This window comes from Clostridium sp. D33t1_170424_F3 (assembly GCF_015667585.1).
In the GTDB taxonomy this organism is placed as follows: Bacteria; Bacillota; Clostridia; order Oscillospirales; family Acutalibacteraceae; genus Anaeromassilibacillus.
This window is the reverse complement of record NZ_JADPEG010000011.1, coordinates 99,641-109,218: the sequence shown is the minus strand read 5'-3', so window position 1 is coordinate 109,218 and position 9,578 is coordinate 99,641. Positions and strand designations below refer to the sequence as shown.

Below are 9,578 nucleotides of genomic sequence, written 5' to 3'. Positions count from 1 at the left end.
AATGAAAGCACTGTATATCGAGGGGAAAAGGAACGGGTACAGCCCGGACCAGTGTGGCCGGACGCTGACTGTCGGGGAGCTGATTGCTTTCCTGCAAGACTTCGACGAGGAGCTCCCGGTGTTTCTCCGTAACGACCGTGGCTATACCTACGGCTCGATTACCGAGCGTGATTTCGAGGAGGACGGCTGCGAGGAGGGCGACGAGGAATGACCGAACGGGAACGAGATGTTTACCTGACCTTGTGCATGGCTGGCCGGGAGCGCGAGGCCACGGATTTCCGTGACCGGTGCGAGGGCTCCGTCCCTCCTCGCGTGGCCGATGTGATTTTGGGGCAGCTCGGCGGGAACCGGTTCTCTGCAATGACCGGCTCAAAAAACTTTTTGGCCGACGGGAACACGCTCCGAATGACGCTGGTAAAAAACAAAAGCAAGGCGAACCGGCTGTTTATAACGCTCGATGAAGTAACCGACACCTACATAATGCGGTTCTTATACTACTTCCCCGGCCGCCTGAATAAAAAGACGTTGGCGTGGTCCGGGGAAAAGACCGAGGAGGTCGCCGAGTACAAGGGTGTTTACGCCGAGGACCTCCGCCGGATATTCACAATGGTAACAGGGCTCGAAACGAGCCTCGGGGAAAGGAGTTGGAGTGATGGCTGTTGAAAAGGAGTACGTCGCGTATGTGGACGAATATGGCTCTGTAATTATCGACTATGACAACGACAATTTCGAGCATTCATATCCGTATACGACGAAAAACCTGACGGAGCTCGAGCGTGGCCGCTCAATCGGTGGGCCGGAGTTGGTAAAAATACACGCCCGGCTTCAAAAGGCGATTTCAGCCCGTGCGGCGAAAAAGTTTGAGCTCTTTATGGGCTGTCTCGGGAACGGTATCACGGTCTGCAACAAGGCCGTGATGGAGGGCGGCGACTACAAGATGGTCGCGCATATCTCCCCGGAGGGCGAGGTGGAGTGGTATGTCGCTCCGGGGTATGCGCCCTTTGAGGCCGTCGAGCGGATAAGGCGCGAGGCCGACTTGCAGCGGAACAAATACGAGGTGTGGTGGCAGAGCTTGAGCCCCGAAAAGCGGTACGAGATTGAGCTCGATAAAATGAGCCCGGCCGAACTGGTCGAGCATATAAAAAAGAAACAGGAGGGTAAAACTGATGGCGTACATTGATGATATTATGCGGGCTCACCCTGAATGGCCGAGACAAATTAAGCACGGGGAATACGCAGGCGTTCTGTCCGGCGTTCAGCCCCTTTTGGCAGGAGAGGAGGCCCCGATTTACCGTTTTCCCGGTGGCGAGTGCGTGGGCGTGGATTATGAGGTAGCGGCCGTGCGGTTCCCGGTGAAAAAAGGAGTAACCGGAATTGCATACTGTGGGTTTTGCGACACGGAGCTTTCCGGCAATCAGGGTGTAGATATGCCGGAAGTCTGCCCGGCCTGTCACGAGGGCGTCGATTGGTCTGCGTGGAGGGAGGTCTGAGATGCTGTTGTCCCTGCAAATCCTGTTGGCGGTATTCGGGTTCGGGTTCATCATGCAAGGGTTCCGCGAGAGAGAAAGCGAGCGGCGGCGTGATGGCGCGTTCTGTTTCGGAATGATGATGGTGCTGTTGCTGTTCTGCACCCTGTTTTCATAGGAGGTATGGTTATGTTCTACATCGACGAAATGCACAAAGAGCGTTTTGAGGACGCGCTGCGGGCCTCTGGCGCGCTCAAGGAGGACGGAAAGATTGAAGCCTATTACGGGGCCTCTCTTTACCTTTTGACGGCGCTTACGGGCGCGTGGGCGCGTCTGGCGCGGTATGTTGAGCCGGGCTGCATTGACTTCCCTGAAATGCTCGATAATGTGGTCCTCTCCTCCGGTGAGGAAATCATCGTCCGGCTCGCGGGAAACTTCTACAACGGCGGCTTTTGGAGCGAGGCCGGGCTGACGCCGTGGGATATTGTGTCCTCCCTTGACGGCGATTGCCTGAACATTGTAGCCTGTGCTTTCCGGCTGCGGGCTGCCCGGCTGACAGCGGATACGCTTTTTGCCGCCTGACAGTGCCTCGAATTGTGTCGCCGCTGGATTTATGGCTTGCTTTTGCTCCCAATAGGGGTATAATAGAAACGAATAGGATAAAGTGAAAGGTGGAATTGAGAATGCTGGAAAAAAGATTATCCGAATGGGTGGAAAGGGTAATATCCGCAAAGCAGTCCGAGGCTTTGGGTGGCGTTGATACTTTTCAAATGGTCGTAGATGTTGATAAAATCATAGCCGAGGAGTTCGGCCATGAGTACGTATTTGAACAAAACCGGTGATGAAAAAGCATTGCTGAAAACGAAAAAGAGCCCCTCGAGGTGATGTTCCTCGAGGGGCTCTTTCTGTGCCTGTCTACTTGATGATGTTGCCGTTTTCGTCGTGGGTCTTGGGGAGCAGCTCGACAGCGCCAACAATCGCGCCGTCAATGACCTTTTTAATCTCCGGCGTCACTTCAACACCGGCTGCCGTGAGGGCATTCAAAACAAAGTCGGTAGCCTCCGCCTGCCGCTGTTCCGCGTCGATGGTCGCCGTTTTGTAGAGGCGCTCTGCGGAGTTGACGCCGGTTTCAGCGAGCCCTAAAATCGCCTCAATGATGGAGACGGCGGGGTGCGCTGGGAGAAACGGCTTGATGGTATCGAACGCGGAGTTTACCGCGCCGGTGATGGCGTCCGCTGCCTTGACCGCGCCGCCGAGGTTGAACCCTTTGTTTTTCGCGTAGACAACGAGATAGCCAGCGCCGATGATGAGGGCGGCGCAAACGCCGATGATAATAAGGGCTTTTTCCATGATGATTTCCTCCTCTTGTTATTTCAAAATAAGGTCCGAAACGTGTACGGCGGCCACGGTGACGCCGCCGTATGTGATTACCGCTCTGTCGCCTTTGAGCTCGCTGATGATGTGGTCGCGCTCGTAAACAAAACCGGCGAGGCTGCCTCCGGTGTAGGTTTTCGCTCCGCTCTTTAGGCGGACCGTACTGCCGACCTGCGCTATCTTTGCGGGCGGTGCCGGGGACGCCGCTATGCTGCCGCCGTTGACGGTCGCAAAGGCGTCAAACCCGGCGGCTTTCAGCTTTGATACCTGCGCCTCTGCGTTGGCCTTAACAGAGTACGCCCCGGTCTGTACCTTGTAGAGGCCGTCTGCGGTCTTGAGGATAGCGTCGAACCCCGCCGCTTTGAGCTTTGCGGCGTGCGCCAGTGCGTTCGTTCTCTCCCGGAACGCGCCAGCCTGAACATAGTAAAGGCCGCCGGACGGCTTTTCTTCTGACTGTTCGGGAGCTGCGCCGCCCGGCGAGGATTTCTTTTTTATCCCGAAAGTTTCCACAATGGCCTTTACCATTGCTGCGGCAATAGCGTCCTTGTTATTCACAATCCACTTTGCCACTGTGGAATTGTCGTGAAAGTTGACCTCGATGAGCGCAGACGGAACGCCGAGCTGCATCGGGGAGCGGATTTCCCCGTAGCCCTGACCGTTAAAGGCATTCATGCCATTTACGACCGAGGAGCTGCGGTTGCTCTTGACCGGGCAGATGAAATCGAGCTCTTTAACGAGCGCCGTAGCGAGGGCCTTGGCGTTTTTCCCGTTCGGGTGATAGAACCCTACCGCGCCAGCGGCAGCTCCCGCCCCGCCCGCGTTGGAATGAATAGCGAGGTAGAAGTCACAACCCTTGTTTTTGCACTCGGTCGGCCGCTCGCCGTAGCTGATACCGAGGTTGAGGTTCGCCATCACGGTTTCCACCTCGTACTGCCCGTCAAGAATGGTCTTTACTTTCTTTGCAACTGCCTCCATCTCCGCCTTTTCGGTAGTGCTAACGCCGGTATAGACGTTGTGTGGCTGGTTAGATGGGCTCAAATATAGCCTCATTGCATGGTCCTCCTTTGATAATGTCCCGTCGTAGGCCGTAAGCTCGTAACGCTCAATAAGAGAGACGAGTTTTTCGGCATAGTCCGGGGCCGTGGCGTAGCCTGCGGCCTTAATGGCCTCGGCTGCCTCGCGGTAATCTCTCTCGCCGATAACCGCCGCGTAACGGGCGCTGCCGACAAGAAAATCAGAATGGTCGTTGACGCTCTCCTCCCACGAGCCGTAGGCCCTGAAAAGGGCCGTGACGGTGGTGTAGCTCACGCCGTCGTAGCACTCCTTTGTTTCCTTGCTGTAAACCCGGCCCGGCCAGCGGCCGTCTGCCTTGATGCCGAATAGCGCATTTGCCTTTGTGGAGAGCTCGGAGGTTCCCCACCCGCTCTCCAAAATGGCTTGCGCTATGGTGAGCGAGGCGAGGACGCCGCTGGCTCGCATGTCTGCGGCCGCCAGCGCCCCGACGCGCTCGATGAATTGTCGCTGCGCCTCTTTCGTTGCCATAATCTCGCCTCCGTTCAGTTGAAAAGGCTCTCGGAGGCCTGCTCCGTGAGAAAGTCCTTTTGCTCATGCTTCACGCTCTGCGCGTAGTTGAGCGCGGCCTCCATGTCGCCGTTGCAATGCGCGTCGGGAATGCGCTGTACTGCTCTGGCCGTCGCCTCGCCGAGGGCAATAGCCGCCCCGACGCCCTTGACAACGAGCACCATGCTTTTCTTCCGGGCCTCCTCGACGGCCTCCTCCTCTTTGCGCTTCGCAACTTCGCGGGTGTCGAGCCGTTTCTCGAAACGCCTGATTAAAAAACCGGTGGCCGCCGTAGGAATGCCGAGGGCTGCCGCGACGGCCAAAATACCTGCAATCCAGTCCAAAACTATCACCTCAATTCTGCGTCAGGTCGTCAATAATCCGGCGGAGCTCCGGGCTCGTAACGTCGCAGCCTGTGAGGCTGTGGCGCTTGAGTAAAATGCTGACGCCAGACAGGACGACGCGGTCCATGTCCGGGTCTTTACCGGGTTCGTAACTCCGCCAGATAAGGTGGTTTTGCAGATTTATGAGCCACGGCTCGCTGTCCTCCGGCGGGCCCTCCAAATAGAGAGAGGCCGCCTCAAAGGCGGCCTCAAGCGTGTCGTAGTCATATAATTCCGCGTAGAGCTCTGCGGCGTCCATTATGGCTGCACCGCCTCAAAGTAAACCCCGACGAGCTCGCTCGGGAGCTGCGAGACGGGCTGCTGCGTATCGCGGGTGCAGCGGTATACGGTTCCCGCCTCAACATAGTATTTGTCCTTGAAATACTCCATGTTGGCGGCCGCCGGAATGGGGTCGTCGAGCGTTCCAGCGTGCTCCACGTCAATAACCTCCCACATGGTCGGGGTGACGTCCGGGGTCCAGTCCGCTTGTGTCGTGTGGCCCTGCCCGTCGCGCACCTTGTAGAGTTTGTCGGTGGGCGGGTAATAGCGCCGGTCGCCGGGTTTAACAACTTCACCGGCGCGCCAGTCGGGGTATAAGGTTGGGACCTGTGCCGCCTGCGCGTCCGGGAGCTCCGCCGCTTTAATCATCTGCAATTTGCGGTTCTGTCTGGCCCTCTCTTTACGCATTATTCTCACCTCCCGTCAAAACGTCGAACGCCTCGTCAACCGGGTCCGGCGCGTCTTTGGTAATAACCGGGCGTTCCGGCCATGTCGTGATATAGGGGAAGTCCGGGCGCTCGGTGATGTCGCGGAGCTCCTGCCGGTAAAGGCGTAGGGCCTCTCTGCTGGCGGCGCTCACGGGCGCGTCGAGGGCCTGCGTCCAGTCGATTTCCTCGAGCAACGCATTTCTATATGCGCGAACCTCGGCCGCGAGCCTCTCGTGCTCCTGCTGTTTCACAAAGTCCAGCCATAGCGCGGCGTTAGTCTCAATATCCGCCCGGAGCTCGTCGGAATACGGTCGGGTGATGGTGTACCGGTCGAACGTGTAGCCGCTCGTCGCCGGTGTTGTCTCTGTCTCCGGCTCCTCATAGGGCTCCACATTCTCGTAGAACCTGATGAGTGCGGTCCTGCCGTCGTCAATGACCTCAAACTCGAGGTTAGGCGGCGCGTAACTGCCTTTTACTTTCAATGCGGATTACCTCCTTTAGGCGTTTTTCTTTTATGCCGTCGTAGTATCTGTGCTTGATGTGCTGCGAATTGCAATGCTTGAGCTGCCCGGCCCGGCTTATCAGCCCGGCAGCCATGCGGTAGGGGATTTCGTCTCCCCGGTGGAGCTTCTTTTTCACGCGGCGGCATTGTCTCGTAAGGGCGAGAAAATTGCGGTCGCGCATTTTGATGTAGTCGTGCCTGAAAACATAGCCTAAAAAGTCCACGCCGCGCGCGTCAACCGGGAACACCTGCCAATTTCCCTTTACCTCGAGCCCAAGCTCCTCCTCAATGAACGCAAACAGCTTCTTGCGTAGCGCGTGGAGCTGCTTCTTATTCCGCCCGAAAATAACAATATCGTCGATATATCGGACGTAGTATTTGGCCCCGAGCCGCTCCTTGATGTAGTGGTCGAGGGTTTCGAGATAAAAATTGGCGAGCCATTGCGAGGTGTAATTCCCGATGGGGACGCCGACCGGCGTGCTGTCGATGATTTCTCCAATGAGCCAAAGGGCTCGCTCGTCCTTGATTTTCCGCCGTAGCGCCTTTTTTAGGAGGTCGTGCGGAATGGTGTCGTAGAAATGCCTGATGTCCAGCTTGAGGCAATATTTTGTATTTTTACGGTCGTTTTTCAGCCAGCGCCGAACGGCTTTCTGCCCGTGACCGCTCCCTCTCCCCGGTATACTCCCGCAGCTCCAATGGTACATTCCGCGCATGAGCGTCGGCTGAATGGAGAGAACAACAATCCAGTGGATTACTTGGTCCGGGAAAAACTTCGGGCGTTGTATAATGCGGGTTTTCTTGTTGTGCGGGTCGTATCTCTCGCTAACAAAATACGGGGCAGGCTCAAACTCCTGCTTTTCAAGCAATTCCTGTATGATTGCGACGTGTTTATCAACGTCTGCAAGGACGCGCTTTACATCATGCCGCTTTCGCTTTCCTCTTGCGGCTTTGAAAATGGCCTCTCGGATTAGCTCCGGGGAGCACATCTTTTCGTAGATATAACCTATACGCTTCATAAAACCGTCCTTGTTTGCTTCGGGGTATTTCGAGCTCTCGCAAGCCTACTAAACCCCGCCCTAATAGCAATATTTTTACCGAGCGGTATGGTGCGGCGGTGTAACCGCCGCAAGCCTTGTTCAGGCCGAAAGACCGTGCAATATTTCTCTCAATTTGCAAACAAAAAGGCGGCAGCCGATGTTCGTGTTCGTGTTCGACGACGTGTTGTTCGAGTTCAAGTAGAACAGCCCGGCGTTCCGAGTGTTGTTCCAATTCCCGCCGAGTTGCAAGACGCGCCAACGCCACGAGCAACACCGACCCCACCGCACGGCCAGTCCCGAGAGAAACAGAAAAAGGAGGCGGCAGCCGACGCCGGAGCCTGCGAAAACCGACGCGCAGCCCGAGCGCAAGAACAACAGCCCGGCGCTCCGAACGTCGCCCCAACCCCCGCCGAGGCGCAGGACGCGCCAACGGAAAGAGAGCGCCGGCCGCCTTTCACGGCCTTTCCCGTTCCTATTTTCATTTATCCTTGTGGAAAAGTCCTTTCGATAGAGTGTGCGCCGAGGGCTGCTCGCCCCCGGTCCCCCGTGTTAGGGTAATACAAGGAGGCGGCAGCCGACGTACGTGCTCGTGCTCGACGACGTGCGGCCCGAGTCCAAGTAGAACAGCCCGGCGCTCCGAGTGTAGTGCCAAGACCCGCCGAGTGGCAAGACGCGCCAACCGGTGCTCCGATAGTAGTAGTCGCTGATGTACGTTCCGTCGGCCCCTGTGGCGTCCGTGCAAATCTGCGCCCAAGGAACATTCGGGTCGAACCCAAGGGCCTTTTGGTAGCCATCTGCCGTTGCCTTGCTATAAGAGAGCTTTGTGTAGTTGGTCGCGGTGTCGTCCGCATACTGCGCCGGGTTCGTGCAGACATAGCAGAGGGCGTCGTTGAAGTTTGCGCCGTCGCACCAACTCCAAATATTTCCCCAAAGGTTCTCCATGTGACGATATTTGACCGCGTTCTTTGCATTGGTCGCGTTTCCGCTCGCCCGTCCGGTATGCCCGGAAACGCCGTCCGCGCCTCCGGTGTTGATTTGCGCGCTGTTGCTGCTGTCGGTATAGCCCTCTCCAATGACGTTTTGACTGTTCCAATCCGCAACCTCAATGAGGTAGAGCAGCGCAATGGTCCAGTAGGTCGCAAAGTCATAGAGATAGTAGCCGTTGCCCCTGCCTTTACAACCGGTACGGGCCGTAGCTCTCGTAATGCTAACAACAGAAGAATTGCCCGAAACGGAGCGGTAGCTGCTGTTCAAGGTATAGGCACTGACATAGATTTTCTCGTAGCCATTCGCGTTCCCGCTGTGCGGCGCGTGGCGCGGGGAGAAGAGGAACCCGTCGAGCGGCTGGTCGCTGATGATAAAATCGCGGTAGGTGGAAGTCTCCTCGATTTTGTAGTAATAACGAGGGATTTCTACCATGACGTCTCCGCTCGAGGGCGTGCGGCTAAATCCGGGCTCTCCGTAATAGGCCGTGACCTTGCCGTTCACGACGTTGCAGAGCTTGATGTCCTTGTAGATAGGTTCGTTATCGAACCCGGAGCTCCCCGCCGTGGTGCTGCCGACGCTCGCCTTGAACGTCTTTCCAACGGCGTCGTGGAGCCGCGTGAGCGTGGTCGTACTTTGGTTTTTATACCACCTGACGCCAAACTTTCTCGCAGTAACGAGTGGAGCGAGGTCTGCCCGCGCTCCCAAAACATATCCCGGCATGTGTTATCCCTCCTGTTTGCTGATGGTGTAGTAGATGGTGAGGCTGCTCGTCGGCTGGGTATTGGCAAGCAGCTTGAACCCGCCCGCGTAGGTTTCGGGCAGGCTGCGGATATTGGTTCCGAACAGCGCCTCGGCCGCTGTGTCTCCGGGGAATACGAGCACGACGTCGCCCGCCGCGATTTCCGCGTTTGCAACCGCGAGCTCATACCAATATTGGTTCTGCGCGTTCACCGCGCCTTTTTGCCAAGACGCTGCGGCCGCAACGAGCTTGTAGGCGGAGCCGTTCGTAGAAAGCTCCTCGAGCGCCGCGTTGAGCTGCTCTGCGGTGGCGTAGCCCTGCGCCTTGACGAACGCCGTCGTGGCAATGCGGGTATCATTCGAGCCCGTCGCCGGTGTCGGCGCTTTCGGGCTGCCGGTGAATGTGGGGCTGTCGGTCGTAGAATACCCCTGACTTTTCACAAAAGCCGTGGTAGCTACTTGCGTGCTGTTTGCGTTCTTGGCCGCTGTCGGGGCCGTAGGCGTGCCTGTGAGCGCCGGGCTATCGAGCCCGGCCTTGCTTTCCTCAAGGCCGCCGATGGCCTCCGAGACGGTCTGCCCGCCGGGGAGCGTTATGTTATCCGCGCTGCCCGCTTGCCCGGCCTGCTCCGCAACCTCCTCAATGCGCGAGGCGTTGGCGTCTCCGGCGAGCTTTACCGCGTGCGTGTTCTCAATTATCTTCCCGAGTACGGGGTTGAACACAGTGCTTGCGCGCGCCGGGTCGCCGTCCTGCAACGCTCGGATATTCGGGTCATAGGACGGGTTTTCAGGGATTACATAAATCGGGTCTGCCATATCATATCCCT

16 protein-coding genes are annotated in these 9,578 nt (G+C 57.4%); 7 read left to right on the top strand and 9 right to left on the bottom strand.

Annotated features, from left to right (window positions below; all coding sequences use genetic code 11):
- Nucleotide 1: 1 nt before the first annotated feature.
- The 7 genes from I4V53_RS09210 to I4V53_RS09180 all read left to right on the top strand — a co-directional run bounded on the left by I4V53_RS09210 (nt 2) and on the right by I4V53_RS09180 (nt 2,308).
- A complete protein-coding gene (locus I4V53_RS09210) occupies nt 2-211 on the top strand; it encodes a hypothetical protein (RefSeq protein WP_195985403.1) in 210 nt (69 codons plus the stop codon).
- Nucleotides 208-663 (top strand): hypothetical protein, encoded by a 456-nt coding sequence (locus I4V53_RS09205; RefSeq protein ID WP_286167093.1) that lies wholly within the window; start codon nt 208-210, stop codon nt 661-663. The genes I4V53_RS09210 and I4V53_RS09205 overlap by 4 nt, the downstream gene beginning before the upstream one ends.
- A complete protein-coding gene (locus I4V53_RS09200) occupies nt 653-1,180 on the top strand; it encodes a hypothetical protein (RefSeq protein ID WP_195985402.1) in 528 nt (175 codons plus the stop codon). Before I4V53_RS09205 ends, I4V53_RS09200 begins: the two co-directional genes overlap by 11 nt.
- Nucleotides 1,167-1,490: a hypothetical protein gene (locus I4V53_RS09195; RefSeq protein WP_195985401.1), complete on the top strand. Its 324-nt coding sequence runs from the start codon at nt 1,167-1,169 to the stop codon at nt 1,488-1,490. Before I4V53_RS09200 ends, I4V53_RS09195 begins: the two co-directional genes overlap by 14 nt.
- Before the next feature lies 1 nt (nt 1,491).
- Nucleotides 1,492-1,644 carry a hypothetical protein gene (locus I4V53_RS09190; protein WP_195985400.1) on the top strand — a complete coding sequence of 51 codons (153 nt, stop codon included), beginning with the start codon at nt 1,492-1,494 and terminating at the stop codon, nt 1,642-1,644.
- Nucleotides 1,645-1,655: 11 nt separating this feature from the next.
- A complete protein-coding gene (locus tag I4V53_RS09185) occupies nt 1,656-2,048 on the top strand; it encodes a hypothetical protein (protein WP_195985399.1) in 393 nt (130 codons plus the stop codon).
- Nucleotides 2,049-2,149: 101 nt separating this feature from the next.
- Nucleotides 2,150-2,308, top strand: a complete 159-nt coding sequence (locus I4V53_RS09180; RefSeq protein ID WP_195985398.1) for a hypothetical protein — start codon at nt 2,150-2,152, stop codon at nt 2,306-2,308.
- Nucleotides 2,309-2,381: 73 nt separating this feature from the next.
- Here I4V53_RS09180 and I4V53_RS09175 read toward each other — a convergent pair whose 3' ends face one another.
- From I4V53_RS09175 to I4V53_RS09135, 9 genes are all read right to left on the bottom strand, one after another.
- Entirely contained in the window at nt 2,382-2,816 is a 435-nt protein-coding gene (locus I4V53_RS09175; protein ID WP_195985397.1) for a hypothetical protein, read from the bottom strand.
- 18 nt (nt 2,817-2,834) lie between these two features.
- Entirely contained in the window at nt 2,835-4,382 is a 1,548-nt protein-coding gene (locus I4V53_RS09170) for a glucosaminidase domain-containing protein (RefSeq protein ID WP_195985396.1), read from the bottom strand.
- Nucleotides 4,383-4,396: 14 nt separating this feature from the next.
- Nucleotides 4,397-4,744, bottom strand: a complete 348-nt coding sequence (locus tag I4V53_RS09165; RefSeq protein ID WP_207747879.1) for a TroA family protein — start codon at nt 4,742-4,744, stop codon at nt 4,397-4,399.
- Between the two features lie 10 nt (nt 4,745-4,754).
- Complete coding sequence (locus I4V53_RS09160) at nt 4,755-5,042, bottom strand: hypothetical protein (protein ID WP_195985395.1); 288 nt, start codon at nt 5,040-5,042, stop codon at nt 4,755-4,757.
- Nucleotides 5,042-5,470, bottom strand: a complete 429-nt coding sequence (locus I4V53_RS09155) for a hypothetical protein (RefSeq protein ID WP_195985394.1) — start codon at nt 5,468-5,470, stop codon at nt 5,042-5,044. The genes I4V53_RS09160 and I4V53_RS09155 overlap by 1 nt, the downstream gene beginning before the upstream one ends.
- A complete protein-coding gene (locus I4V53_RS09150) occupies nt 5,463-5,972 on the bottom strand; it encodes a tail fiber assembly protein (RefSeq protein ID WP_195985393.1) in 510 nt (169 codons plus the stop codon). The genes I4V53_RS09155 and I4V53_RS09150 overlap by 8 nt, the downstream gene beginning before the upstream one ends.
- Nucleotides 5,941-7,008: an RNA-directed DNA polymerase gene (locus tag I4V53_RS09145; protein ID WP_195985392.1), complete on the bottom strand. Its 1,068-nt coding sequence runs from the start codon at nt 7,006-7,008 to the stop codon at nt 5,941-5,943. Before I4V53_RS09145 ends, I4V53_RS09150 begins: the two co-directional genes overlap by 32 nt.
- A gap of 570 nt (nt 7,009-7,578) precedes the next feature.
- The gene (locus I4V53_RS09140) at nt 7,579-8,736 is read right to left on the bottom strand and encodes a hypothetical protein (protein WP_195985391.1); all 1,158 of its coding nucleotides are present in this window, start codon (nt 8,734-8,736) and stop codon (nt 7,579-7,581) included.
- A gap of 3 nt (nt 8,737-8,739) precedes the next feature.
- On the bottom strand, nt 8,740-9,567 hold the full coding sequence (locus I4V53_RS09135) for a hypothetical protein (RefSeq protein WP_195985390.1): 828 nt from the start codon (nt 9,565-9,567) through the stop codon (nt 8,740-8,742).
- Nucleotides 9,568-9,578: the final 11 nt, after the last annotated feature.

What these genes read in the sequence shown, in the direction of transcription:
- I4V53_RS09175 (WP_195985397.1), bottom strand. Translation starts at nt 2,816, where the DNA reads ATGGAAAAAGCCCTTATTATCATCGGCGTTTGCGCCGCCCTCATCATC.
- I4V53_RS09205 (WP_286167093.1), top strand. Translation starts at nt 208, where the DNA reads ATGACCGAACGGGAACGAGATGTTTACCTGACCTTGTGCATGGCTGGC.
- I4V53_RS09140 (WP_195985391.1), bottom strand. Translation starts at nt 8,736, where the DNA reads ATGCCGGGATATGTTTTGGGAGCGCGGGCAGACCTCGCTCCACTCGTT.
- I4V53_RS09160 (WP_195985395.1), bottom strand. Translation starts at nt 5,042, where the DNA reads ATGGACGCCGCAGAGCTCTACGCGGAATTATATGACTACGACACGCTT.
- I4V53_RS09210 (WP_195985403.1), top strand. Translation starts at nt 2, where the DNA reads ATGAAAGCACTGTATATCGAGGGGAAAAGGAACGGGTACAGCCCGGAC.
- I4V53_RS09145 (WP_195985392.1), bottom strand. Translation starts at nt 7,008, where the DNA reads ATGAAGCGTATAGGTTATATCTACGAAAAGATGTGCTCCCCGGAGCTA.
- I4V53_RS09200 (WP_195985402.1), top strand. Translation starts at nt 653, where the DNA reads ATGGCTGTTGAAAAGGAGTACGTCGCGTATGTGGACGAATATGGCTCT.
- I4V53_RS09195 (WP_195985401.1), top strand. Translation starts at nt 1,167, where the DNA reads ATGGCGTACATTGATGATATTATGCGGGCTCACCCTGAATGGCCGAGA.
- I4V53_RS09170 (WP_195985396.1), bottom strand. Translation starts at nt 4,382, where the DNA reads ATGGCAACGAAAGAGGCGCAGCGACAATTCATCGAGCGCGTCGGGGCG.
- I4V53_RS09155 (WP_195985394.1), bottom strand. Translation starts at nt 5,470, where the DNA reads ATGCGTAAAGAGAGGGCCAGACAGAACCGCAAATTGCAGATGATTAAA.
- I4V53_RS09190 (WP_195985400.1), top strand. Translation starts at nt 1,492, where the DNA reads ATGCTGTTGTCCCTGCAAATCCTGTTGGCGGTATTCGGGTTCGGGTTC.
- I4V53_RS09185 (WP_195985399.1), top strand. Translation starts at nt 1,656, where the DNA reads ATGTTCTACATCGACGAAATGCACAAAGAGCGTTTTGAGGACGCGCTG.
- I4V53_RS09135 (WP_195985390.1), bottom strand. Translation starts at nt 9,567, where the DNA reads ATGGCAGACCCGATTTATGTAATCCCTGAAAACCCGTCCTATGACCCG.
- I4V53_RS09180 (WP_195985398.1), top strand. Translation starts at nt 2,150, where the DNA reads ATGCTGGAAAAAAGATTATCCGAATGGGTGGAAAGGGTAATATCCGCA.